18 protein-coding genes and 1 other annotated feature are annotated in these 25,645 nt (G+C 48.3%); of the genes, 2 read left to right on the top strand and 16 right to left on the bottom strand.

Going from position 1 to position 25,645, the window contains the following annotated elements; all coding sequences use genetic code 11:
• Window positions 1-107: 107 nt before the first annotated feature.
• Window positions 108-1,241: a hypothetical protein gene (locus OXH39_18845; GenBank protein ID MCY3552525.1), complete on the top strand. Its 1,134-nt coding sequence runs from the start codon at window positions 108-110 to the stop codon at window positions 1,239-1,241.
• Window positions 1,242-1,364: 123 nt separating this feature from the next.
• On the opposite strand, the gene OXH39_18840 is transcribed toward OXH39_18845, so the two are convergent.
• The 15 genes from OXH39_18840 to OXH39_18770 form a co-directional block, all read right to left on the bottom strand.
• Window positions 1,365-2,480 carry a VCBS repeat-containing protein gene (locus OXH39_18840; protein ID MCY3552524.1) on the bottom strand — a complete coding sequence of 372 codons (1,116 nt, stop codon included), beginning with the start codon at window positions 2,478-2,480 and terminating at the stop codon, window positions 1,365-1,367.
• Window positions 2,481-2,590: 110 nt separating this feature from the next.
• The gene (locus OXH39_18835) at window positions 2,591-6,328 is read right to left on the bottom strand and encodes a leucine-rich repeat domain-containing protein (protein ID MCY3552523.1); all 3,738 of its coding nucleotides are present in this window, start codon (window positions 6,326-6,328) and stop codon (window positions 2,591-2,593) included.
• Window positions 6,329-6,779: 451 nt separating this feature from the next.
• Window positions 6,780-7,256, bottom strand: coding sequence for a GNAT family N-acetyltransferase (locus OXH39_18830; protein ID MCY3552522.1), 477 nt, complete (start codon window positions 7,254-7,256; stop codon window positions 6,780-6,782).
• Window positions 7,257-7,281: 25 nt separating this feature from the next.
• Entirely contained in the window at window positions 7,282-8,274 is a 993-nt protein-coding gene (gene ilvC, locus OXH39_18825; GenBank protein MCY3552521.1) for a ketol-acid reductoisomerase, read from the bottom strand.
• 129 nt (window positions 8,275-8,403) lie between these two features.
• On the bottom strand, window positions 8,404-8,904 hold the full coding sequence (gene ilvN / locus OXH39_18820) for an acetolactate synthase small subunit (GenBank protein MCY3552520.1): 501 nt from the start codon (window positions 8,902-8,904) through the stop codon (window positions 8,404-8,406).
• 193 nt (window positions 8,905-9,097) lie between these two features.
• Window positions 9,098-10,774: a biosynthetic-type acetolactate synthase large subunit gene (ilvB, locus tag OXH39_18815; protein MCY3552519.1), complete on the bottom strand. Its 1,677-nt coding sequence runs from the start codon at window positions 10,772-10,774 to the stop codon at window positions 9,098-9,100.
• Between the two features lie 74 nt (window positions 10,775-10,848).
• Window positions 10,849-11,141: a binding site (T-box leader), on the bottom strand.
• A 217-nt stretch (window positions 11,142-11,358) separates the two neighbouring features.
• Window positions 11,359-11,964 (bottom strand): superoxide dismutase, encoded by a 606-nt coding sequence (locus OXH39_18810; GenBank protein ID MCY3552518.1) that lies wholly within the window; start codon window positions 11,962-11,964, stop codon window positions 11,359-11,361.
• 178 nt (window positions 11,965-12,142) lie between these two features.
• Window positions 12,143-15,256 carry a PD-(D/E)XK nuclease family protein gene (locus tag OXH39_18805; protein MCY3552517.1) on the bottom strand — a complete coding sequence of 1,038 codons (3,114 nt, stop codon included), beginning with the start codon at window positions 15,254-15,256 and terminating at the stop codon, window positions 12,143-12,145.
• Window positions 15,257-15,281: 25 nt separating this feature from the next.
• On the bottom strand, window positions 15,282-17,219 hold the full coding sequence (gene metG, locus OXH39_18800) for a methionine--tRNA ligase (GenBank protein ID MCY3552516.1): 1,938 nt from the start codon (window positions 17,217-17,219) through the stop codon (window positions 15,282-15,284).
• Between the two features lie 110 nt (window positions 17,220-17,329).
• Window positions 17,330-18,286 (bottom strand): DNA polymerase III subunit delta', encoded by a 957-nt coding sequence (gene holB, locus OXH39_18795; protein ID MCY3552515.1) that lies wholly within the window; start codon window positions 18,284-18,286, stop codon window positions 17,330-17,332.
• 132 nt (window positions 18,287-18,418) lie between these two features.
• Window positions 18,419-19,033 carry a dTMP kinase gene (gene tmk / locus OXH39_18790; GenBank protein MCY3552514.1) on the bottom strand — a complete coding sequence of 205 codons (615 nt, stop codon included), beginning with the start codon at window positions 19,031-19,033 and terminating at the stop codon, window positions 18,419-18,421.
• Between the two features lie 10 nt (window positions 19,034-19,043).
• Entirely contained in the window at window positions 19,044-20,060 is a 1,017-nt protein-coding gene (locus tag OXH39_18785; protein MCY3552513.1) for a lactonase family protein, read from the bottom strand.
• A gap of 167 nt (window positions 20,061-20,227) precedes the next feature.
• Window positions 20,228-21,415: a thiolase family protein gene (locus OXH39_18780; GenBank protein ID MCY3552512.1), complete on the bottom strand. Its 1,188-nt coding sequence runs from the start codon at window positions 21,413-21,415 to the stop codon at window positions 20,228-20,230.
• Window positions 21,415-22,404, bottom strand: coding sequence for an enoyl-CoA hydratase/isomerase family protein (locus OXH39_18775; GenBank protein ID MCY3552511.1), 990 nt, complete (start codon window positions 22,402-22,404; stop codon window positions 21,415-21,417). The genes OXH39_18780 and OXH39_18775 overlap by 1 nt, the downstream gene beginning before the upstream one ends.
• A 49-nt stretch (window positions 22,405-22,453) precedes the next feature.
• Window positions 22,454-22,852, bottom strand: coding sequence for a cupin domain-containing protein (locus tag OXH39_18770; protein MCY3552510.1), 399 nt, complete (start codon window positions 22,850-22,852; stop codon window positions 22,454-22,456).
• 254 nt (window positions 22,853-23,106) lie between these two features.
• On the opposite strand from OXH39_18770, the gene OXH39_18765 reads away from it, so the two are divergent.
• On the top strand, window positions 23,107-23,913 hold the full coding sequence (locus OXH39_18765; protein ID MCY3552509.1) for a hypothetical protein: 807 nt from the start codon (window positions 23,107-23,109) through the stop codon (window positions 23,911-23,913).
• 20 nt (window positions 23,914-23,933) lie between these two features.
• On the opposite strand, the gene ilvD is transcribed toward OXH39_18765, so the two are convergent.
• Window positions 23,934-25,613: a dihydroxy-acid dehydratase gene (ilvD, locus tag OXH39_18760; protein ID MCY3552508.1), complete on the bottom strand. Its 1,680-nt coding sequence runs from the start codon at window positions 25,611-25,613 to the stop codon at window positions 23,934-23,936.
• Between the last annotated feature and the right edge of the window lie 32 nt (window positions 25,614-25,645).

Raw genomic sequence — 25,645 nt, 5'->3', positions numbered from 1 at the left:
AGAGCGTGTTCATTTACGGATAACCTCTTGTAACTGAAGACCGAAGACTGAAAACTTATAACCTAAAAATCATATTACAGATTATATTTTGAAATTGAGGTCAATTAATGGCGCATGCATATACCCCCGGTCTCAAGGTTACCGAGGGAATGACAATTCAAAAGGAACGTAGGCTTCCACTTGAAGGCGAGGTCCTCGTCGAAACCGGTGCAACAGTTGAGGCAGAAGATGTTATCGCGAAGGCAGATCTACCGGGGAACGTTCAACTGTTAAACGTTGCCAATCTGCTTAGTGTTCCACCAGAAGAAGTTGCCGAATATATGCTTAAATCTGTAGGTGAAGCCGTCTCGGAAGACGAGATTATCGCCACAACCAAAGGGCTTTTCGGGCTTTTCAAATCGCAAGCGCGGTCACCGATTGACGGCACGATTGAAGCCGTATCGGATGTCACAGGACAGGTTATCCTTCGTGAACCGCCCATCCCAGTGGAAGTCAAAGCATACACAAACGGCACAGTAACGGAAACCGTCCCAAACGAAGGTGTCACTGTGGAAACTTACGGCACTTATATCCAAGGCATTTTCGGGATTGGTGGTGAGACGGTTGGGAACTTAGTCGTCATTTCTCAATCGTCGGGTGATGAACTGACCGCTGAACAGATACTGTCTGAACATCGAGATAACATCTTGGTTGGCGGTTCCCTTGTCACGACCGATGCAATCCAGAAAGCGATCCAGCAGGGTGTCAAGGGCATTATTGCTGGCGGCATTGATGACGCAGATCTACGGAAACTTCTCGGTTATGAACTCGGCGTTGCAATTACTGGCTCCGAGGAGATTGGCATCACACTCGTTATCACGGAAGGGTTCGGAGAGATAGCGATGGCGGAGCAGACGTTCACGCTCTTGAAAGCACGGGAGGGCATGAAAACCTCCATCAACGGCGCGACACAGATTCGTGCTGGTGTCGTCCGTCCGGAGATAGTGATTCCACTTGCGTCGGGAGTTTCGGAAGTAGCGGAAGCGCAGCAGGATGGAAGCATGGAAGGCATCTTGGAAATCGGTAGCCCGGTCCGCATTATCCGAGAACCACATTTTGGCAAATTGGGACGTGTTACGGAACTGCCGGTAGAACTTCAGAACTTAGAGACAGAGGCACAGGTGCGGGTATTACGAGTTGAACTCTCGGATGGCGAACAGATGACGCTGCCCCGCGCGAATGTTGAGGCAATTGAAGAATAGTTGTCAGTTATCAGTTGTCGGTTATCAGTAAGAAGAATATATCTCCTTCTAATAACTGATAACCGCGTGTTCACACTGGCAAGGTTCTAACCTCACCTTTAGCGTATAAAAGGGAAGGGTATTCTACGGGAGGTTTTCGTACCATTTGACGTTACCGGTGCTGAGACCGCTCGCGACGATGTCCAACCTACCGTTTCCGTTCATATCTAAGACGTGCATCTGTCCAACACCTAAACCACCATCGTCAATCGTCTCCTTGCTCCAGCGGTTTTGTGTCAGATCCTCTGGACGGTAGAGATGCAAACTTGTGCCTTCGCCGTTGTATCCACAGACAATTTCAAGTATACCGTCGCCATCAACATCAACAGCAGCAAGGGAGTGCCCGCGATTGAGCGTATCGTCAATGAGGTGACGCTCCCACGGATCGGTACGTAGATCGCCGGTGGCTTTATACCAGACGAGATTGTTCCCGTGCCACGGTTCAATACCTAAAATTTCATTGATACCGTCGCCATCAATGTCCGCTGCGAATGCATCACTACACTCAAGATTGTTGATGATCCATTTACCCCAGTCGTCAGTCATTGGGTTAACAGGTGGTTCATACCAGATGAGTCCTTCTGTGCAGCTAATCAGTACGTCATCGCGTCCATCTTGGTCAACGTCGTTGATACTCAAACCGTGGTTGATGTGGAGGGAATCGTCGAGGAGATGGGATTGCCAAGAGGCTATATCTCGTGGGGTGTCCGAAAGCTCATAGCACCAGAGCGATCCGGGACTGTGCCATTCGCCGGGTTTGCCATCCTCACCGCGGATTGAGGCGACGATGAGGAAAGGAACGGATGTTGACGCATTTCCAGAAAGATTCGCCAATGCGATGCGATGAATGAAAGGGACATCGGCGATGTGATGGCTCTTCCAGTTTTGTCCGTCTTGCACCGGTGCCTCAAGCCAGTGGAGGTACCCCTCGGCAGCGTTTACACCACGATTGAAGCCGCTACCCACAATGAGGTCAGGCGTGCCGTTATCGGTCAGATCGTAAGGAGCAATAGTGATGTGTCCGCTATCTTGATCGGTTACGAGATGCCTTTTCCAATGGGGTGCCTCATACCAAGCAATAATAGGTTCGCCTATAGAGCCAGCGATGATGTCAAGTTGTCCGTCTCCGTTTATATCAGCGACGGCAAGCCCGTAAACGCTTTTGAAGGTGTTGTCCAGTAGATGTCCTCTGAATTCCACGGCTAATCTCCTCAATCGTGTTGTAAAGATCCGGGCACTTGTAAAACATACTGAGTGGGTTGACCTCTCAGGGACCGGTGGGGTTGCAACTATCCTATGGTCATTTGATACTATTTCCGAATCAGCATTTTCCGCGTTGCGATGAATTCTCCCGCCGTTAGCGTATAGAAATAGATACCACTCGCAACATGCTCACCCAAATCATTTTTCCCATCCCAATATGCCGCCCGGGTTCGGCTCTGATAAATACCGGCAAACTTATGTCCCAATGCCAACGTCCGAACCAACTCACCATTTACGGTATAAATATTTACAGTAACCTCTGAAGGTTCAAGCAGCTGATACGGTATCCACGTCTCTGGATTGAACGGATTGGGATAATTAGGCAGGAGTGCTGTCTCTTCAGGAATCAACGACGCTAAAAGCCATTGGAGGTTCGCGATACCTTGCTGGAAGGCAATAGAGCCATCATTTTCAAGTTCCGCCTGCTCTATCCATGCCTGTATCATGGCAGGATCCAACCCCTCTATGCTGCCAGTGAGAGTGGAAGGCGCAGCGGAAGTCATTGACTCACCGAGATGCTGTGCAACAAGGATAAGGTCTTGGATGTTAATAATTCCATCACCGTTTACGTCAAATTTCGAGTTGGCAGACGCGGCAGAACCTAAGTGCTGTGATACCAGAATCAGATCCAGAATGCTCACTCGCCCATCTCGATTTACATCCCATGCAAACTGGTCTTCAACCTTGATAACAACATCAGAGTGGACTGAAGGTATGACCGCACCGCTAATTGAACCTAACTCAAAGTTACGCAGTGCGATTTGAGTTTCCCCTTCTACTTTTGTGGCGAAGGTAACCGATAACAAAGTGCCCGTGCCGCTGACACCACTTGCCGAAATTAGTGCCGAACTTAACTCTGTGATCTCACCTGCTGTGTTATCAATTATGCCTTTTTGGAAGAAAGTCGTTCCGTCTCCTATCTTAAGGAAATCACCGTCGTTGACCGCGATTGCTTCAAGGGCAGTCGGATCAAATACAAGGTCAAACTGCCATCCTGCTAAATCGGTGATCTTCTTTGCCCCGATATGCAGGGTAAAGGGATCCCCAACGCGAACACTCGTGGGCTCTGTCGAAAACGTGAATCCAGTACTAGGAGGTATCACGGTGTAGGCAGCGTCGGGTTCAAATCCAAAAAAGCCTGTCCACCAACCTCCCTCCTCGTAAACAGCAACTAACAGTAAATTTATCCCTTGTTTCAGAGTAACGGGGAACTTTTCGTTGTAATCGTCACTAAACCGGATTGCAGGATTGTTGTGAACCAACTCCCCATTGAGCCAAACCTTGACACCATCATCACTGCCGACATACATTTTTGTATTCTGATGTAGGGAAGAATACAAGACGAGCGAACCGTAGGCAACATGATAATCTATATCCCCCACACCTAAACCGGCAGTGTTCGCCATTTCATTGATGGTATTACCTTTAGTGGCAAGACTTGCTGTTGTCCACACCATATTTCCAACAGGTTTTCCCTCTGTTGCTCCTTTAGTAGCAATTCGCTGTTCTGTTACCTTACCGCCACTCGCTTCGGAGAGCCAATCTATTCCTGAGGAAGCAGCTTTCTCAGCACCGATGTCTCCTATTGGCACCATTACCCACAACCAGGGGCCCTCCAGTTTCGGACCCCCAGCAAGCCATGGTATCTTGCTTAACCCCGCTAGTTCTGAGAGGTCAAGTTTACTTTTGAAATTAGAATCACCCAGATCTAATATTTCCAAATTTATTAATCCTGCCAAAGGTGATACATCAGAAATTGTTGGGTTGTCATAAAGATGTAAACTTTTTAAATTCGTTAATCCTGCAAGTGGGAATAGGTCGGATAGTAAATTGCCATTGATAACCAAATGTTCCAAATTTGTTAACTTTGCGAGGGGAGATAGGTCGGATACTGAATTATTGGCAAGGCTTAACACTTTCTGATTTGTTGCAAACTCAAGCCCAGTTAAATCGCTTATGTTTCTGCTGTCTGCGCGAAACTCTGTTGTCCATGTTTCCATATCCTCTACTGTGATCGGAGTACCTGGTGCTTTGCCAAGTGCTTCTTCAATTGCCGTCCGTAGGTTCGAGTCGGGAATGTAAACCGATTCCCCAGGGATGCGTTCCGTCTGTTGTTCAATTGGAATCTCTTGGCTTCTTTCTGGGAAATCCAGCGCAAAGACCACTTCACTGAACTGCTCTGTCCATGTGTCACGTTTCACGGTGCCGTTCCCTAACACCAATAGACCCAAATGTTGTAAACTCGTATTCTGACGAATCTTCTGAAGGAAATCTTGAGTTTCTAATCCGACTGCAGCGGCAGCCTGCACAGCATCAAGAGGTCTTTGGAATGCTTCATGGAACCGCTGAACCGGTTCAATACTACCAAACACACCGCCTGTTTTCTCAAGTGCCTGCCGGTAACGGTTAGTATCCTCTTCAACGAAAGCATCCATTACGGATTTCTCAATATAGAGTCGTAACACCCGGTCCTTGTCAAACGGGGGATTCTCATTTTGTTCAACAACACCACGCACCTGATCTTTAAACGTTTTCATGCCTTCGGTGTGGCACCCGATACAAGAAAGTCCGTTGCGGACAGTTGGGTCGCTCGCAGCCGGATTCCGGACGATGTCTATGGGTGCTGCGTCGAGTCGGTTACCGCCGGCATCTACAAGGTAGTATGCTTGCAATCCGTTAGGAAGATTGAAGATGATCTCGCCACCATCGTGTGTAAAAGCAAGCGGATGTGTAAAGATGTACTGTGTGCCAACACTCCCCGCAAAGTCGTAGCTTTTCCAATACGCACCGTGCTGAAACTGGTGTCGTTCGACAACGCGATTGTTATTGGACACGCCGGAATCGTTGAACCCCGCGCGCCAGACGCGTTTCCCTGCTGCATTTCGGAGATTGCTGACGACATCCACACCGAGCTTCGCCTCTAACGCGCGATCCGTTCGCGGAAGATCGAGAATGTCGTGGTAGAGCGCGGGCAATGATGCATTCGCAAGGAACCAATCAACATGGATAAACGGCACCTCACAACTCATTTCCTCGCGTAGGTTCATCAGTTTTTCGTGCAGAGTTGTCTGGGTTGGCGCGTTGAACTCAACCTTATACGGATATTCCGCCTCAATCAGTGTCCATCGGTTGATTCCGACCTCCCATTCGTAGTCTCGGAGATCAATATAGAAGATCGTTTCTTCTGAATCAACAGGTTGTGGATTGACAATCTCACGTCCCCAAGAGAGGCTATTCACGAGTTTGGAGAGGGCGCGTTGATAAGCATGGAGATCTTCAGTTGTTTCGCCAGCGTTGTAGAGGTGGGTGAGTGTAAAATAACGTGCGAAGGCGCGGTCAAAGGGTGGGAGCGAGTTGACATGATTCTCAATCACCTCAAGCATTTCCTGGGGTGTGACAAAGGGACTGTCTGATGCAAAGGTGTTTCGCCAATCGGGCGCACCTGCCAAAATCCAGCGTTGGATGGTATCAATGGCAGCATCTGAGAGCGGTGGTTGTCCGAGTGGCATTCGTTTTTCGACACGCTCTTCAACTAACCGCTTATAGAATTCCGAATCATCAGGATTTCCCGGAATTACTGCACCTCCGGGGGCGACTAACGCTGCATGCTCAATGATGAGTTGTTCGGTATAGGCCCCGTGTTCCCCGTGGCAGTTGAGGCAGCTTTGCTCAAAGATGGCATACGCCTCTTGTGCAAGGTTTTCTTGGGCATCAACGTCTTGATGAATGCACACACTGAACATTAGTAGACAACTAATGAGAATAAAAGATTTCCAAGATTCCATGTCCTCTCCCCCTTATGACTAACGTGAGATTAACCTATTTTAACCCAATTTGCTACTTACAAGATTTTGGACAGGCGGAGCCTATTTTCATTAAAAATCATTGATTATCCGCCAGATTTTGTAGCGTAAACTTTCAGTTTGCGTCCTTACAGGCACAATCTAACAGATTATGCTACAAAGATGGCAACTTGCGTTATTTTTATAGGAATGTCCCTACAAATGCCGCCCCTACGGGGCTTAGGTCTGTGAATCGCGTTTTTCTACAAAGATGCCATCCCTACGGGATTCAAGAAGGTTTTGGAGTCTTCAAGGTTTCTGTGTAAAATCTGGTTCGGTTAGGAAACCGAACCTACCGGTCTGGGTGCCCAGGCGGTTATTTTTCCTAAAATTGACCCTTATGGTGCTCTTCTTACATTGTCCCTACCACAGTTGAGAGAATTCGTAACTGGCATTAGGGATTGCGGAAAAATCTTAGTATCCCAGGTTCTATCTCATACCCGACACTTGACCAGAACGCGACAGCCCCTGGATACTTCTCCTCCACGAGTGCAGTGATGCGTTTAGCACCCTGTTTCACTAAACATCTCTCGCCTTCCTTGACTAAGGCGCGTCCGATGCCACGTCGTCGGTAGTCAGGATGAACTGCGATCCGATACATGTTTCCGCGCCAGCCATCAAAAGTGGCGATTAAGGAGCCAACGATGCATCGATCTACCTCAGCAATCAGCACGAATGCCGGACTTTCTATCGTGTTTCGGATGTTCGTGATTGTATCTGTGACGCTCGGAGAGGTGCCAGCAATTTTCCACAACGCCAGAAGTGCTTCCGCCTCTTCGGGGCGGCACTCTCGAATGAAGAATGGGTCTGGATGGGTATTCGTGTTGTCGGATACATCCATTGTTGTGATCGATGCGGTTGGAAATCGCACCTACCAGGGTTTGGGAAAGGATAGTCTACTCGTCAAGCCAACTCATCATGCTGCGGAGATTCTTGCCGACCTCTTCTATTTCGAGTTCTGCCTCCTGCCGACGGAGCGCGCCCAACACGGGTTGATTCGCCTCATTCTCCAAAACCCATTCCCGTGCGAAGACCCCTTCCTGCACGTCCTTTAAGATTTGGCGCATCTTGTCTCGGACATTGTCGTCAATAATCTGTGGACCACGTGTGAGGTCTCCGAATTCGGCGGTATTGCTAATATCATTCCGCATTTTACTCAATCCGCCAGAGTAAATCAAGTCGACAATCAACTTGAGTTCGTGGAGACACTCAAAATAAGCCATTTCGGGTTGGTAGCCGGCTTCAACAAGTGTATCAAAAGCGGCTTTGATGAGTGCAGCGGTCCCACCACACAAGACGGCTTGCTCACCGAAAAGATCGGTTTCGGTTTCCTCGCGAAACGTGGTCTCAATAACCCCTGAACGTGTGCCACCGATACCTCTGGCATAAGCAAGTGCTACATCGCGAGCAAGACCGGACGTATCCTGATGGATAGCAATGAGACACGGCACACCGCCACCGCCTTCAAACACTTCACGGACGAGAGAACCGGGGCCCTTAGGCGCAATCATTGCGACATCAATATCACCGGCAGGCACAATCTGTCCAAAATGGACGCTGAACCCGTGCGAGACGAGCAGCATATTTCCTGCCTGCATGTTTGGGGCAATCTGGTCGCGGTAAACAGCGGCATGGCGTTCGTCGGGAATGAGTACCTGAACGATGTCTGCCATCGCTGCGGCCTCCTCAACGGTTTTGACGGTCAAACCCTCCGCCTCTGCTCGCTCCTTTGAGCGACTACCTTCGTATAACCCGACGACGACGTTTGCACCACTGTCTTTAAGGTTCAGCGATTGGGCGCGACCTTGTGCACCGTAGCCGACGACAGCGACGGTACGCTCTTTTAGTAAATCAAAATTAGCATCACTATCGTAATAAATCGTTGCCATAAATCTATTCCTTTTTGGTTGTCAGTCGTCAGTCGTCGGTGTCAGTAACTCGTTTGTAGCAGACAAAGTGTTTTCATCTGCTACAAAGGATTAACCGACAACTGACCGCTGAAAACTGACAACTATGTCCTATTTCTCAGAGCCGCGTAACATCGCTATTTTACCGGTGCGTGCTAACTCAAGGATACCGTACGTATTAAAAATATCAATCGCCGCTTTCAATTTACCCTCATCACCTGTGATTTCAAGGACAAGTGAGGTAGGTTTCATATCTATAACTCGTCCACGAAAAACTTCCGCGACTTGTAGAACCTCGGTACGTTTTCGAGGATCATCGGTAGCGATCTTGATAAGGACAAGTTCTCGCTCAACATGCGTTCCAGCGGTAGAGAGGTCGGTCACCTCAATAACGTCAATGAGTCTGTTTAAATGGTGGTAGATCTGTTCAATGATTTGGGCATCGCCGTGTGTGACAAGGGTTATCTGCGAAATGCTCCTGTCATGCGTCTCGGCGACGTTGAGACTGTCAATATTAAAGCCGCGCCCGCTGAAGAGTCCTGCCACACGGGCAAGGACACCAAATCGGTTTTCGACCAAAACGGAAAAGATGTGTCGTTTTTCAGAATTCATTCTTTTATAGTTTTCGGTTCGCCTGCTGCGCAGGCTTTCAGTTATCGGTTTTATGGTTATCGGTTATCGGTTCGGTTTTCCTCCGAAAAACCTTTCGGTCATCGGTTAAGAGGTGTTTTTGATAGGGTGTTTCCCCTCGTTTAACGGTACCCTCTTGTAACTGATAACTGATAACTGACAACCCTTAAAATCGTTAGGATAACCCGCGGATAACATCTCCAAGTCCAGCACCAGCTGGCACCATTGGGAACACGTTCTCCTCTTCATCAACGATGAAGTCAATGACCACAGGACCGTCGGTGATCCCTTTCGCCTTCTGCAATGCGGGTTCGACCTCGTCGGGGTGTTCAACCCGTAGACCGGTGGCACCGAATGCCTGTGCGAGCAATGCGAAATCCGGATTATCGTGGTAATCGACAGCAGAGTAGCGTTTGCCGTGGAACAATTCCTGCCACTGGCGCACCATCCCCAAGTACATATTGTTGATGATGAAAACCTTAAGCGGCAGCTTCATCGTAATCGCTGGTACCAATTCTTGGATTGTCATGATATAGGAACCGTCTCCGTTGATGTTGACGACAGTTTTGTCCGGACATCCAAGCTGCGCGCCGATTGCGGCGGGGAGGCTAAAGCCCATCGTACCGAGACCGCCGGAGTTGAGCCACTGCCGCGGTTCGGTGAATTTGAAGTATTGCGCCGCCCACATCTGGTGCTGTCCGACATCCGCGACAACAATCGCATCGCTGTAATGCTCGTAAATCTGTTCAATGACATATTGCGGCATCACCTTATCGGCTTTCTGCTCATATTCAAACGGGTACTTCTGCTTCCATTCCTGAATCTGGTCGCGCCATGGGTCAATGTCTGCTGTCCCAACCTGTTTATTCAGTTCTGTCAGAACGCTCTTCGCATCACCTACGATAGGAACATCCACCGGTACATTTTTTCCGATACAGGAGGCATCAATGTCGATGTGAATTTTCTTCGCGTTCGGTGCGAATTTACTGAGATCACCCGTAACACGGTCATCGAACCTTGCGCCAATAGCGATAACGAGATCAGCATCGGTAAAAGCGTAATTAGCGCAACAAGAACCGTGCATTCCGGGCATTTCCATCGCTAAAGGGTGCGTTTCGGGAAATGCACCGAGTCCCATTAATGTAACAGTAATCGGAATCTGGGTTTTGAGAGTGAGCTGCCGCAGCTCCTCACTGGCATTGGCGAGTACAACACCGCCTCCGGCATAAAGCATGGGGCGTTTCGCTTCTTTAATCAGTGCCGCCGCTTTTGCAATTTGTGCTGGATCACCATGAACTTGCGGCTTGTAGCTACGGATGTCAACTGTTTCTGGATATTGAAACAGTGTTTCGTGTATCTGGGCATCTTTGGCGATGTCAATAATTACGGGACCGGGTTTTCCGGTCTTCGCGATGTGAAACGCTTCAGCGACGACATCTGCTATCTCATCGCTACTTTTGATGAGGTAACTGTGCTTACAGATCGGACGTGTTACACCGATGACATCACATTCTTGGAAGGCATCGCTGCCGATATAGTGGGTGAAAACCTGTCCAGTAATCGCAACCATCGGAATCGAATCCATATAGGCGGTCGCAATACCGGTGACAAGATTCGTTGCGCCGGGACCGGAAGTTGCGAGTGCGACACCGACATCCCCAGTGGCGCGTGCATAGCCATCAGCGGCGTGGGAAGCTCCTTGTTCATGCCGCATCGGTATCAATTTAACCTCGGTCTCGCTGTAAAGGGCATCGAAAATCGGCATCGCCGCGCCACCGTTCACACCGAAAATATATTCGACACCTTCCCGCTTGAGACTGTCAACAAGGATTTGCGCTCCTGAAAGTTCCATGCCAATTTTCCTTATAAATTGTAGGGATCGTCCCTACGGGAGTCGTTAAAATTAAAAAACCTTCTCGTTCCAAACATGGAGACGAGAAGGACATTTACACTGACCTTACCGTGGTACCACTCCAATTCCCTTTCTCATTTTCACGCAAGGTATCGAATTTACAGGATCTCACCTAACACGAGAAAGAGCACTCTTTGGGATGCGATAACGGGCATCACACCGACTCATCCTACTTATCGCTATAGTTGTTCAGATGAGCAGCTCCGGGGCGACCTTCAGTCGTGGAAACTTGAGGAGACCTTTCAGCCGATGAGTCTCCATCTCTCGCAAGCCCAGACGACTTACTCCTCCCCTTCAACGCCTTTTTGGGTAATCTATTTAGATGTTAAATTACGCACACCGTTGTACTGAAGTTTCACGGTCATGCTGAAAGGATTATATTTACCTTTTAAGTATAACACATTTAAAGAGCGATGTCAAAAAAAAACTTAATTCGGCAGACCTCCACTATTTTGGGAGTAAAGGGTAGGTCTGAAACGCTGTTCGCGCCTACCCCTCCCAAAATCCTAAACTTTTGTGGCAAGTTAGGCGTTCGCCACATAGAGTTCGTTGACTCGGGTCCAGTTGATGACGTTCGTCCACGCCTCAACGTAAGCAGGACGAAGGTTCTGATATTTCAGATAGTATGCGTGTTCCCAGACATCGATTCCGAGAAGCGGCGTATGTCCCTGCATGATAGGGCTGTCCTGATTCGCTGTGGAATAGATTTCTAACCCACTGTCGCCGAGGACGAGCCATGCCCAGCCAGAACCGAAGCGTGTGGTTGCGGCTGTTACAAATTGCTCTTTCGCCGCTTCAAGTGATCCGAAAGCACTGCTTATTGCTGCAGCGATTTCTCCACCCGGTTCACCACCATTCGGGCTCATGATGGACCAGAAGAGTGAATGATTCGCGTGTCCACCGCCGTTGTTGATGACGGCTTGACGTTTGTCTTCCGGGACCTGATCAAGGTTACTGAGCAGTTCGTGAATATCCATATCAGCGAGGTCACCGAGTCCCTCTAAGGCAGCGTTGAGGTTGTTGACGTAGCCTTGATGGTGTTTGCCGTGATGGATTTCCATTGTTTGTGTGTCAATGTGAGGTTCCAAAGCATCGTGCGCATAAGGGAGCGCTGGTAATGTGTGTGCCATTTAAAAATAGCCTCCTATTTTGTTCTTTTACATGCGCTTGCGAATTTTGCGCTAAGGGGCGTGCAAGCAACGTTGTTAAAAAAATCTAAGAGAGTATAACAGATTTGTCAGAAGTATGCAAGTTTTTTCTGAAAGGCGAGATTTCAAACATCGTCAGCAGGAAAAAGCGGATGGAAGGTTAGTCCTCTAATTGGCTTACTTCGGAAATTACACCAACACGGCATACGCGCTTATAGGCACAATAACTACAAGGTTCCGTTTTGTTCCGGGGAGTAAGAGGCTTGTCACCATGTTCTTCAGAATCTACAAAGCCATATTCATCGGTCTCTATAAAACCATCTTCTTCGGATTCATCTTCAGACACTGAAAAAGTTTTGACGCGCGTGATGAGAGGAAATTTACCCTTAGAAATACTGTCAACGTACTGTTGAACATAACCACAGGTCCGGGCAAGCCGTTCGTCGAACAGGTCATCATCCAGCAATTGACCACTTGTGGAACCCACCGATCTCCAGTCTGTGCCGTTGTAAGCATTGTAGGCAACCTCGTTTAAAGACTCCTTGCCAATACCGAGTTCAACTGTACATTGGTCCAGCCTTATTTTATGATAAAGCCCCGCCGCCGAGTCTAACCCTGTTAGTCCATTCTCCTCCAGCAATTTCTCTGTAATTTGAAGGTAGATGGGGAGTTGGAGGCTCCGTCCATTAAGAATCTCCGGCATTCTAATTGTGGAGCTGCCAGTTTTATAGTCAATAATATTAAAGGCACCGTTGCCAATATCAATGCGGTCAATTCTGCCCTTCATCCGTACGTCACCGATGCGGATTGGTTTCGTACAATCAAGTTCCAAATCTGCCAGTTCATCCGATTGACCGAAGTTAACTTCAAAGTAGCGCGGAACAACGGGTAAACCATAAGTACGTTCCGCTTTAAGCCACTTATGGAGAGCAACGCGAAGTTTCTTTATGTCCATTTCCCAAAAAAGATTACCTTCGCCGATAGGTATCTCGGTGCGCTGGCTGCGGTGTTCCTCAGATTTGGTATTTAATATTTCATCTAATTGCTTTTTCGCGTCTTCAAAAACTTCCTCGCTACATTGTCCGATACTTGGATATCCTTGCTCGCGTCGACTGTTGTAGAATGCGCGGAGAACATCATGAAGCAATGACCCTCTTTCAAGGCTGGATAACTCATCTTCTGTTTCCTCTTCTTCAGGACGGAACCTCAAAACACCATCAACAAAGTATTGAAAAGGGCACTTTGCGTAAGTTTCCAATTCTGTGACGGAATAAATTTTCTGCCTCCGATTTTCTAACTGCGTTTGACTTTGGGCAGAAAGAATTTCAGCCGTTAACACGCCTTCATAATCCAAATGCTCGTGTGTTTCCTCGCGACTCTTTTCAACCGCAATTACATGGTCTATCAGAGAACGCATGTCTGCTAAGTTATCTGGGAATTCTTGGTTGGACGGTGTAGGTGTAGTCCATACGTGGTTGCCGTATATACTGAGAAAACCGGGAACGCTGCCTTGTTCAGGATTCGCGACTTCAATCGTCTCAACGTCGGCGATTGCTTTTAATTGTCCAAGGAACGGAGAAGGGATTAGCTCCGATTCGCGTTCACGTTGTGGTACAAGCAGGTAGAGTCGCTTACGAAAAGACTTGAGAACTCGATAAAATACGAATCGGTTATCAAGTAGTTGTTCTTCTTCGTTACGATAAGGGTTTTCTGGTAATAACGGATCTGGACGATAATTTTCTGGAAACCTACCCTCTACAAAATCGCCCAAAAAGACGGTATCAAACTCTAAACTTCTGAGGCCATTATTATATGCTAAACTTGTGAGGTCACTAAGTGAGAAAATCTTAACGGTTTCCTCATTTACCGGTGCTCTATTTTGATAGTGAGTATGTTTTGCAATGTATCTGAGTTTATTAATATAATCTTCAGATTTATATAACCTATCTTCTTCAGATTTTAGCATGTCACAAAGCCCTTTAACTATTTTCTGGAATTGCTGGAATGCGTTTACCTCCCCTTCAGCAATTTTTCTATTTTTCAATAGCATCGGGTTTAAAATAGTGGAAATAACTTTCGCAGGTTCGAGAAAGCTGTCAATGTAATTCTTAAATTCGTCGGGATGCAACTCTACTGGGCATAGTTCAGATTTAACGTCAGGGAAATAGGTGTTACCAATAGAAGTTTGCTGCGGTGAAAGAAGAGAAAAGATTTCTTTGACAACTTCTGATTTCATCAACGGAACACTTTCAGCGAGTGAATATGGGATGCCATAAGTGGGAAAAATTTCTGCAATTCGCTGTTGGTAATTACCTATATTGTAGAATACAACACAGATTTCACTCAGTTTACAGTCAGCACTTGAGACATGATTCTGAATTAGGTGAGCGATCTGCTCTACTTCCTCGGATCGATCAGCTGGTTTTAAAACCTTAATTTTATCTGTTAGATCCGTTTTATGGTCTAAGGGAATATTTGTTCTGAACAGATTCTCAGCGAAAGGTCTGTGTCGATCAGGGTGCCGTCCATAGTCAGCATCGATGTGAGCACCTGTGTCTCTAAATTGTGAAACGAGGTCGATAATATTTTTATAAAGGTCTTCATTCCTTTCAACACAATCAGTGCGGAACCACATCTCTATATCAGGTATTTCAGCAATGTGTTTTAAGAGTTTAGTATCGGCTTTTGAAAGCAAAGTAAAACCCTCAAAAACAGCAAGGTCAACGCCAGGAAATGCGTTCTTGATGAACTCTTCTTTAAAATTGTTTGCCAGGTAGTAATGTCTTCCCTTCTCATCTATCCATCGGCTTCCAAGTCTCGCTTCATAATCGCTGTAAATACGAGCGAGGTCTACTTTGGTTAGATTATCTTCTACAAAGTTCGGCTCAGTCTCTCCTTGATCCTTAAGGTGATTTATTGTGTCTAAGATGAGGGAAAGTGTGCTATCAGGGATGGCAGCATTTTGAATTGGGCGAAATGCGTTATATCGGTAGGTATCAATATCGTCAGTGTCAGGATCTACCATTTCGTGAAGCCAAAGGTGTTGGATTCCTGATAAAATATATTGTCTTGACGACTGAGCTTGTCTGTATAACTTTTGAATAAATTCTACACTGGTATGCACACGCAAATTGGCAACTGCCCTGTTTGGATGATAACCGACCAATTCGCGCTGACGTTTCAAACGCGCAGAATCGGTCGGTACAATGGCGACAAAGGTATTCGCCTCATCGTTTTCAATGCGGGTTTTAAGGATGTTTTCTATATCTCGCATTTTGTCACGGCACACGGAGTGCCTACTATTTTATTTCTGTGCCGAGCGGCATTTCCGTTTCAAGGGTTGCCAAGACCACAGAGTCACCACTCCCCGCGAGAACCATACCTTGCGACTCAACACCGCGAATGGTGGCGGGTTCTAAGTTCGTGACAACTATTACCTGTTTTCCTATCAATGCCTCTGGCGTATAATGTTCAGCAATCCCAGCGACCAACTGCCGTTTCTCCGTGCCGAGGTCAACCTGCAATTTGAGAAGTCGGTCAGCCCCTTCAATAGATTCAGCAGCGAGGATACATGCCACCCGAAGATCCAACTTTTGGAAATCGGCAAAGGAGACGAGCTCGCTCGTTTTTTCTACCTTCTTCTGTTTCGGTTCGGCTTCCGTTTTCGGTTGCGGCTGTTTCTGTTTTTTGGTATCAACACGTGGGAAAATAGGTTCGCCTCTGCTGACCGTTAGTCCTGCGGGCAAATGTCCCCATTCTGAGACGGTATCAAATTCCGGCAGACCGATCTGCTTCTGAATTTTTTCAGCAGTATTCGGAACAAAAGGCGAGATGAGCACAGAGATGAACCGCAACGCCTCTAAACTATTGTAGAGGATCGTTCCCATTCTCGGTTTCGTCTCCGGCTTCGCGAGCGTCCAGACCTGTGTCTGTTGAACATAGCGATTAATGCGCCGCACAAACTCCCAGATGGTTTCCAATGCATCATCAAACGCGAACGCGCTTATGTGTTCGTCTAATTGATCAATAGTGGTCTGTGCCATCGCCTCGATTTCATCGTCGAATTCCCCCGGTGTTGTCGGTGCGGGAATCCCCTCAAAGTTCTTGTTGACTAAACCGAGGACGCGATTGAGCAGATTGCCGAGATCGTTCGCGAGATCGGCGTTGTAGCGGGCGTGCAAACGTGCAGGACGGTAATCACCATCATTGCCGAAACTAAATTCGCGTAGGAGGTAATAACGGAACGCATCCAATCCGTATTGCGCGATGTCTGCATTCAGGTCAACGAAAATACCTCGCGTTTTACTCAACGCTTCGCCATCTTTCGTCATCATCCCGTGTGCGACGATCTGCTTGGGAAGTGGTAAGTCTACAGCCATCAACATTGCGGGCCAGATCAGCGCATGGAAGCGGGTGATGTCCTTCCCCATCATGTGGACATCAGCGGGCCAAAAAGTGTGATACTGTTCACTATCGGTTTCATAACCGAGTGCTGTCATATAATTCATCAATGCTTCAATCCAGACGTAGACGATATGTTTAGGATCAAACGGTAAGGAAATTCCCCATGAGACTGAGGAGCGAGAGATGCTTATATCTTCCAATCCAGAGTTGAGGACGCTCAGGAGCTCATTGCGCCGTGCTGCAGGGTAGACAAAGTCTGGGTTTTCACGAAAATGCGCGAGTAAGCGATCTTGATACTTGGAAAGTCTAAAGAAATAGTTTTCCTCTTCCAGCCATTCCAAGGGCAATTTATGAATCGGGCAGATTTTTTCGTCCGTCAATTCTTTTTCTGGAACGAACCGCTCGCAGGGGAGGCAATAGTATCCTTTATAAGTCCCTTTATAGACATTCCCACTTTCGTAGAGGGCAGTGAGGAATTTCGCCGCGCCGCGCTTGTGCATATCGCTTGTCGTGCGCATGAAGATGTCGTGTGAGATATTCAGCCGTTTCCAAAATTTGATAAATGTAGGTGCTATTTTATTGCAATAATCTTGCGGGGTAAGTCCTGCCTTTTCAGCGGCTTTATGTATCTTTGCGCCATGCTCATCAACGCCGGTCAAAAAGAACACCTCATCGCCTTTGAGGCGGTGATAGCGCGCCAAAGTATCTGCGACAATGGTACTATAACCGTGTCCCGCATGCGGTTCATCGTTGACGTAATAGATGGGTGTGGTGATGTAAAATGCGCTCATGGTATTTCCTTCTGTTTTTTGGGGTTCCCGTTCAGTCAGCATTGACTCATTTGTTAAGAAATTATACCATCAGGAAACACGTTTGTCAATCTCTGTTTCTTGACTATCAGCCATCAGCAGTCGGTAGCTCGTCATCAGAGGAAGGGTAACACTTATTTCAGTAACTTCAAACACATTACCTCTAAAGCCAAGGTAGCGTTTGTGTTTGTGTTTTCGATGAGGGATTTGGTGTCAAAGATAGTCTGGATGGCTTGCTGTATGCGCAGTCGAGAGTAGCGCGGAACAATTGATCGGAGTTCGTCAAGGAAATGGATATGTGTTATGAGTTCGCTGGGCGCGCCCTGTTGTAAAAAGAGAAGATCGCGATACCAAGTCACCAGCTCACTTAAAGTCTCTGGATTATCTTTGAAGTTTTCAGCAAGTCTGAAAGCGGCTAATAAATCTGTCTCCTTGAGGACTTCTGGAACGCTTTCAGTGTGTACGTCGCCTTTTTCAAGTTGCGTGAGTGCTTTTCCGATCGCGCCATCTGCCGCAATGGCAAGTGTCGTTGCTTGCTCTGGTCCCACAGAAAATCTTTTCACCAAGATTTCGGCTAATTCCTGTGTCGGCATCGGGTGGAATTGTAGAATTTGGCATCGGGAACGGGTGGTTGGCAGCAACACTCGGATGTTCGATGTGAGTAAGATCAAAACAGAGGAAGCGGGTGGTTCCTCAAGGGTCTTGAGGAGTGCGTTTTCGGCATAATCATTCATCCGGTCTACGTCTGTTAATATATAGACCTTCCGATTTGCTTCAAGGGGTTCGTAGATAATTTGTTTTTGTAACTCTCGGATCTGCCCGATTTTGAGTTCACTCCCCTCAGGTCGGATGAGCTGTAGATCGGGATGGTTTCGAGAGTTCACCTTCCGACAGGCGAGACATGCGCCGCATACCGTGGGAGGCTGCGCGTCTTGCTGACAGAAGATGAGTTGCGCAAAATAGCAAGCGACCGTTTCCTTTCCAACGCCTTCCGGGCCATAGAAGAGGTAAGCACCAGCAATACGATCCGATGCGACAGTTCGTTGGAGTTGTTCGACAATTTGTTGGTGTCCAATGATTGGATTTTGCATTTTTTCTTCCAAGAGGGAAGTAAGAAAGTTGCCAAGTGATCTAAAGTTGTTATTGCACCAGAAGCCTCTTTCAACTTTACTCTCACTGCGAGGCATTCATAACTTTCGCACACTTTACAAGACTTTCATCGCTTACCATACATAATCTTGATATTCAGCTAAGATCGCAGCATGGACAGTGTCTGGAGACTGTGTAGCGTCTATCAGTTTGATACGATGTGGGTTCGCTTTCGCGACGGATAGGTATCCCTCGCGAACCTTCCGATGAGATTCCAACGACTCTCTGTCCAGCCGGTCCCGGTGCACACCTCCTTGCTGTTGGCGTGATAGTCCTATCTCTGGGGACAGATCGAGGATAAAGGTGATGTCAGGGATCAAACCGTCAGTAGCAGTGTGATTTAATTGGTGAATAAACGCAAGGTCGATGCCCCCGCGATAGCCTTGATAAGCGACAGTAGCATCGATAAACCTATCACAGATGACGGTTCGCTTCGCGTCTAATGCGGGACGTATAAGTTCGTTGACGTGTTGTGTGCGCGCGGCAGCTATCAGCAACAACTCTGTCATCGGCGTTATGCCGTCCGATGTCAGAAAGAGGTCGCGAATCCGTTCAGAAATGTGTGTGCCGCCAGGTTCACGGGTGAGTACAATGTCCGGTCCCAATGCGGTTGCTAAACGTTCTGATTGCGTCGTCTTCCCTGCGCCTTCTATGCCTTCAAATGTAATAAAAATTCCGCGTCGTGCCATTTTCCTCTTTCTATACAAAAAGTACCCACATCGGGTTTTCGCCAACCGTATAGTTGGCAATCGGTGCCAACGCTCCACTTTCCCGATTGATGCGGTAGGTAGCGAGTCTACCCGAACCCTGACCACCGACAAAGAGATAATTGCCAGTTCCGTCGATGTTGAAAACGCGTGGGGTGGGTTCCGTTAACTGATGCCCGATGGCAGTCAATTCGCCACTCTCTTCATCAATTGCGAATCCAGCAATGCTGTCGTGCCCGCGATTGGAGACGTAAAGAAACGCTCCTTGTGGATCGATGTGAATCTGCGCGCAAGTATTATCCGCATCAAAATCTACGGGGAGCGTAGAGAGGTCTTCCTGTAGATCTACTAAGATTCCGGGGTGGTCTCCTCCTTCCCGAAGAGTGTATGCGGAGACACTCGATCCTTGCTCATTTGAAGAATAGAGAATCGGTTTGCTTGGATGAAAACAGAGATGCCGGGGTCCAATTGGGGCACCCGGATTGAGATTTCCTATAGGATTTTGCGTAAGTGTGCCTGTATCCTCGTTAAAATGGAACTGGTAGATAGCGTTCCGGGGGACTGTGTGCGGCACAAAGGCAAACCGATTTGAGGCATCCGTCTCAATAAAGTGAGCGTGTATATCGGTTTCGACGGTCTGAAGCGTTTCGCCTTGGACAGTTTTATCGTCGCCGATTGTATGTACAGTAACTTTGCCAGCACCGTAATAGGCGGAAAACAGGAAACGCCCTGTTTTGTCTGGCGCAATATAACACGTATCCGCGTCTAACTGGACTGTCCGCAAGTGTGAGAGGCGTTTTGTCTCCTCGTCAATGCGGAAACTTGCGATTTCGCGACTGGAGCGTAGACCAGCATATAGGTAGTTGCCACAAGTTGAAAGTGCTAACGGACCCGGAGAACCGGTAACATCAATATTTTCCTGAAATTCGATGCTACCATCAGAAGCATCAAACGTGTAAATGGCGATTCTGTTTTCTCCTGCTATGGAGAGATAGACATGAGTTTGCATATTTTTAATTTTCCTTGTGGTTCGTTGAAGTGGGTTTGACCTTTGACGTTTCTCTCCGTCTATCTGAAAAAACACCTAAGCAAAACCCCTCCATTTCATTACGGGCTATGCGCGCATTAAAACTTCGTGGGTGTGGCGGAAGGGGAGGAACACCGCCTCCTTTTTTTCTACGTCGGATTAAGAAAAATGCCAGCGGCACCCATACCACCGCCGATACACATTGTTACCATGCCGTACTGGTGATTTTGCCTCCGCATCTCATTAATCAGACTCACGGTGAGCTTTGTTCCAGTGCAACCGAGGGGATGTCCCAACGCGACTGCCCCGCCGTTGACGTTTACTTTTTCGGGTGGCAACTGTGCCTCTTCAATTACAGCGAGGGCTTGCACAGCAAATGCTTCGTTGAGTTCTATAACGTCTATATCAGCCAAAGTTAACGCTGCAGACGCGAGTGCCTTAGGAATCGCAGGCACAGGTCCGATTCCCATGATTTCGGGCGAAACACCGGCTGTGGCGTAACTGACAAAGCGAGCCAAAGGTTCGTAACCTGCCGCCTCGGCGCGCGCCTCGGACATGAGGACGACAGCGGCGGCAGCGTCACTCATCTGGGAGGCGTTGCCAGCCGTCACTGTGCCATCCACGTGAAAAACGGGTTTGAGAGATGCCAATGCTTCTGGCGATGTATCTCGGCGGGGTCCTTCATCCGTATCAAAGACAGAACTGTTCGTTTCAGAAACTCCTTCCGAATTGAGATGCGTTTCTTCTACCGTGAACGGAACGATTTCTTCTCGAAATTTGCCTGCATCAATCGCCGAGATCGCCTTGCGATGGCTCTGATATGCATAAGCGTCCTGTGCAGTGCGAGATATACCATATTTTCGCACCAGATTTTCGGCAGTTAATCCCATGCTGAGATAGGCATCCGGCGCATGCGCTATAAGCGTAGGGTTCGGCGAGAGGTTAGCACCGAACGGCACTTGACTCATACTCTCCACACCACCCGCGATAACCACATCGGCACGTCCAGATCGAATCTGCTCAGCACCCATAGCTATTGTCTCCAAACCGGAAGCACAGAACCGATTGATCGTAATGGCGGGTATGGAAACCGGAAACCCTGAACGTAAACTCGCAATCCGAGCGACGTTGTAACCTTGCGGTCCCTCATGTGTAGCGCATCCAATGATGACATCATCTATAGTGTCCAAGTCAAGCTGCGGGAGTCTATCAACTGCCCCGCGGAGCGCGGCAGCGGCGAGTTCATCGGGTCGCGTGTTTCTCAGCGTTCCTTTTCCTGCTCTTCCTACAGCTGTGCGCACCGCAGATACGATAACTACGTCTGATGGTGTTTGCATTACTTTTTACCTTTTAACACCGTTGCTTCTATCCTTGCATGCGTTTCCTGTTCCCCACAAAGGCTGAGAAATACTTCATGTTCCAAGTCAAGTAGGTACTGTTCGGTGACGAATTGTGGAGTCGAAAGTGTGCCGCCACAGAGGACGTAAGCCAATTGATTGGCGAGGTGCTGCGTATAGTCATCAATAGCATCCGCTTGCCGAAGGAGATGTGTTTGTAGATTGAGACGAGCGATCCCCTCCTCACCAAGCACAAATATTTGTGGTGGTTCGGGTGGGTTATACCCTATTTCATGCCTTGACAGCACAAGTCTTTTGGCATCTTCGAGATGCATTTCCTGATTCAATGAGATAGCATCCGTCCGGCGAAGGTAACCGAGGCCCACTGCTTCTGCTGCGTTTTGTGAAATCGTGGATTCTCGGATGGTATCAAAAGCCTTATTAACATGTGGAAACAGATCCTGAATCGGCGCAGGCAGCGTCTGTCCGTCCAGACATCGGAGTGCCATCTCCTTAGTACCACCGCCACCGGGAATAAGCCCCACGCGGAGTTCAACGAGACCAAGGCGACTTTCTGTAAAGGCTTGGACCGCATCCGCCCCGAATGCAAGTTCGCACCCGCCGCCGAGTGCCATACCTACTGTCGCCGCAACGACCGGTTTTGACGCTGTCCGAAGTCTTGTGCAGACGGTTTGTAGTTTGCGGAGTGTTCCTGAAATAGCGTCCCAATTTTGGCTCTTCGCACGCTCCAGAAGAAGGATGAGGTTAAGTCCCACCGAAAAATGCTTCGCCTCTGTAGCAACAATCATGCCCGCATAGTTCGTTTCTACCTCGTCTAACGCCGCATCGAACATCTTCAGCATTTCGTCCCCGATGATGTTCAACTTGCTATGCAATTCAAACCGGGCGATGCCATCGCCGATGTCTATCAGACTGGCATCCGCATTGGAAATGATAGGTTTAGTGTCTGTTGTTTTTAATGTTGACATCTCGACAATTTACCTTAGAAGCATTCTCAAACTGTTCGGTAAAGAAGCATTACACATCGAAATGGTAGACGATTTCATCGAACCGATCCGCTGCGAAGGTGAACAGGAAAACCAACTTCTCGGTGCCGGTGCAACGGAGTGAATGCTTGGCATTAGAGGGTATGAAAACCGACGCTCCGGGGCCCAATGATGCTTCGCGATCGTCTACCGTTACATATCCAGAACCACTGATGACATAATATGTCTCCGCGGGTTCATGGTGATGGAGCGGTAGCAAGGTCCCCGGAGCCATCTCTGCTATTCCGGTGGCAAGCCGACTACTGGGTCCGCGTTCACCCGATATGAGGATCTTCCAACGAATTGGACTTTTGGCAGCGAGGTCTGGATCGTCCCAAGTTTCCCAGTCAAGTTCTGCTTGATTAAGGATAATAGGTTGTTGTTTATCCATGAGATATAGTCTAACAAATTGGCAGCGATTTTACAAGATTTTTCCGATAGGACAGACAAGCAACCAACCGTAAAATATTTACACATCCGTCAATGTGCTGGAGTTTGCGAGCCAAAATCCTTGTGTTTTACTTGACAAAAAATAGGCGGTTCGCTAAAATTATAGAAAACGTTTCGGCAATTTTCAAAACGTTTGACAGTGGTTTCATTCCCTTATGTAAGTGAAGACGCTCAAACACTGATACGGAGGAGATCATGGATACCCTAAAGGAATTTGAATTCAAACAAAGAAAATATATGCCTACTTTTCCAAAAGCAACAGGAAAACCCACCATTTACATTGAAGGCTACCCTTGTGAGGACGATGAACCGATGGCGGCGACAGGATTTCACGCTGATCAGATCCGTATCTTTTCTGATCAAATCTCGCGATACTTTGCGATCAACCCACACATTTACATTGGCATTGACAGTTTCATTTACTACCGTGAAGGCGACATCACAAAATTCGTCGCACCCGATGTTTACGTCGTCTTTGGTGTTGATAAATTTCCACAGCGGCGGAGTTTTTATACCTGGTCAGAAGGTGCTGTTCCTGCGGCTATTTTTGAATTTCTTTCCGATGCAACAGCGAATCAGGATCGGCATGAAAAAGTCCAACGCTATCTGAGGGATATGGCGGCTCAAGAGTACTTTATCCATCAACCCGAAATGGAGAAACCTTCGGAGTTTCGCGGATGGCAGCGAAATCCATCAGGAAACATCGTAGAACTTTCACCGGATGCACAAGGAGGCTTGTTCAGCGAAGCGTTAAATCTCTATTTTCGATGGGAAGATCAACTGGATACCCACGTCAGGCTTTTGCGTCCGTATTTACCAGATGGCACCCCGATTACGACTTCCATGGAGGAAGAGCAACTTCGGATAGAGGAGCAGCAACTTCGGATAGAGGAGCAGCAACTTCGGATAGAAGCAGAAACGCGCGCAGCAGAAGAAACACAACGGCGCAGGGAAGCAGAAATCGAGATAGAGCGTCTCCGTCGGCAACTCGCTAATCGCTAAGATAACCGCATTTAAGCGTTTTATCCTGTCACAGCCCCTTCAGAGGCAGAAGAAACCGAATTCGCATATTTCGCCATAACCCCGCGAGCATAGCGCGGTTCAGGGGGTGTCCACTGTTCAAAGCGTGCTTGAATTTCCGCGTCGGAGAGTTGAACGTTGAGCCGTCGTTCCTTTGCGTCAATTACGATTTCGTCCCCTTCTTGGAGGATAGCAATCGGACCACCTCTGGCTGCTTCGGGCGCGACGTGGCAAATCATGAAGCCGTGCGTTGCGCCAGAGAACCTGCCATCGGTTAAGAGGGCAACATCTTCGCTCAAGCCTGCGCCGACGATTGCTGCTGTTACGCCCAACATCTCCCGCATACCGGGACCACCGGTGGGTCCCTCATAACGAATAACGACCACATCACCTGGTTTAATCTCTCCACCTTTAATGGCGGCAAAAGTATCCTCTTCACGTTCAAATATACGTGCGGGACCGCGATGGAGCGTTCTGTCCTGTCCGGCTAACTTGATGACACATCCATCCGGGGCGAGGTTCCCCCTCAAGATCGCAAAGCCGCCCGTCGGTTTGAGCGGTGCATCTACCGGTCTGACGACCTGTTGTCCTTCAGTTTCGGTCGCTGCGTTTGCCTCTACACCGATGGTTTTCCCTGTAACGGTAAGTTCATCGGTGTGGAGCAAACCTGCTTCTGCCAAGCGTTTTGCCAAGAACGGAATGCCTCCCGCTTCATAGAGGTCGGTAGCGACAAACTGTCCGCCGGGTTTGAGGTCCGCCAATACCGGGGTTCTTTGACTAATGGCATGAAAGTCCTCAAGCGTCAATGGAATCTGTGCCTCGTGTGCGATGGCGAGGAGATGCAAAACACCGTTCGTAGAACCACCGGTTGCAGCGACAGAGGTAATCGCATTTTCAAGTGACTTACGAGTGATAATCTGACTCGGTCGCCGGTCATCAGCGAGCATGTCGATGACGAGTTGTCCAGCTTTGTATGCCTCCTGATCCTTGTCTTCTGCGACGGCGGGGACACTCCCACTTCCCAAGGGGGCAATCCCTAACATCTCAACGGCTGTTGCCATGGTATTGGCGGTAAATTGTCCACCACATGCCCCCGGACCGGGACACCCTTTACTAATTAGATCGTCCAATTCTTCGACCGTGATAGTGCCTTCTGCATGCTGCCCGACTGCCTCAAACACATCTTGGATGGTGACATCGCGTCCCTGAAAATTGCCCGGCATGATTGAACCACCGTAGAGGGTGAGCGATGGAATATCTAACCGTGCCAACGCCATGACGGTGCCAGGGACGGTCTTATCGCAACCACAGAGAGCAACGACAGCATCAAACATGTTGCCGATGGAAACCAACTCAATTGAATCGGCGATGATTTCGCGACTGATGAGCGAGGTTTTCATACCCTCAGTCCCCATCGTGATACCATCGGAGATACTAACGGTGTTAAATTCAAGTGGTGTTCCGCCTGCAGCACGGATGCCCTCTTTGACTTTGGCGGCAAGTCTTCTTAAGTGGAAGTTACAGGGACCGATTTCGATCCATGTATTGGCAACCCCGATAATCGGCTTGTCAAGGTCTTCGGGTGATAACCCGCCATCGCCAAACATGAGCATGGTGCGTGCAGCGGCGCGGTCGGGTCCATCGGTAATCGCATAACTTCGGGGTTTCAGCTTATTGGACATTTCTTTCTGTTCTCCTACAAATTGATAATAGA

Source organism: Candidatus Poribacteria bacterium (genome assembly GCA_026702755.1).
GTDB lineage: Bacteria > Poribacteria > WGA-4E > WGA-4E > WGA-3G > WGA-3G.
Note: the sequence above shows the minus strand (reverse complement) of the source record. Positions and strands in the feature narration are given on the sequence as shown.

Excerpts from the sequence above, each read along its gene's own strand:
- ilvD (MCY3552508.1), bottom strand. The coding sequence starts at position 25,613 with ATGTCCAATAAGCTGAAACCCCGAAGTTATGCGATTACCGATGGACCC.
- metG (MCY3552516.1), bottom strand. The coding sequence starts at position 17,219 with ATGCTGACTGAACGGGAACCCCAAAAAACAGAAGGAAATACCATGAGC.
- tmk (MCY3552514.1), bottom strand. The coding sequence starts at position 19,033 with ATGGCACGACGCGGAATTTTTATTACATTTGAAGGCATAGAAGGCGCA.
- OXH39_18810 (MCY3552518.1), bottom strand. The coding sequence starts at position 11,964 with ATGGCACACACATTACCAGCGCTCCCTTATGCGCACGATGCTTTGGAA.
- ilvB (MCY3552519.1), bottom strand. The coding sequence starts at position 10,774 with ATGGAACTTTCAGGAGCGCAAATCCTTGTTGACAGTCTCAAGCGGGAA.
- OXH39_18835 (MCY3552523.1), bottom strand. The coding sequence starts at position 6,328 with ATGGAATCTTGGAAATCTTTTATTCTCATTAGTTGTCTACTAATGTTC.
- OXH39_18770 (MCY3552510.1), bottom strand. The coding sequence starts at position 22,852 with ATGGATAAACAACAACCTATTATCCTTAATCAAGCAGAACTTGACTGG.
- OXH39_18785 (MCY3552513.1), bottom strand. The coding sequence starts at position 20,060 with ATGCAAACTCATGTCTATCTCTCCATAGCAGGAGAAAACAGAATCGCC.
- OXH39_18805 (MCY3552517.1), bottom strand. The coding sequence starts at position 15,256 with ATGCGAGATATAGAAAACATCCTTAAAACCCGCATTGAAAACGATGAG.
- OXH39_18775 (MCY3552511.1), bottom strand. The coding sequence starts at position 22,404 with ATGTCAACATTAAAAACAACAGACACTAAACCTATCATTTCCAATGCG.
- ilvC (MCY3552521.1), bottom strand. The coding sequence starts at position 8,274 with ATGGCAACGATTTATTACGATAGTGATGCTAATTTTGATTTACTAAAA.
- holB (MCY3552515.1), bottom strand. The coding sequence starts at position 18,286 with ATGCAAAATCCAATCATTGGACACCAACAAATTGTCGAACAACTCCAA.
- OXH39_18765 (MCY3552509.1), top strand. The coding sequence starts at position 23,107 with ATGGATACCCTAAAGGAATTTGAATTCAAACAAAGAAAATATATGCCT.
- OXH39_18845 (MCY3552525.1), top strand. The coding sequence starts at position 108 with ATGGCGCATGCATATACCCCCGGTCTCAAGGTTACCGAGGGAATGACA.
- OXH39_18780 (MCY3552512.1), bottom strand. The coding sequence starts at position 21,415 with ATGCAAACACCATCAGACGTAGTTATCGTATCTGCGGTGCGCACAGCT.
- ilvN (MCY3552520.1), bottom strand. The coding sequence starts at position 8,904 with ATGAATTCTGAAAAACGACACATCTTTTCCGTTTTGGTCGAAAACCGA.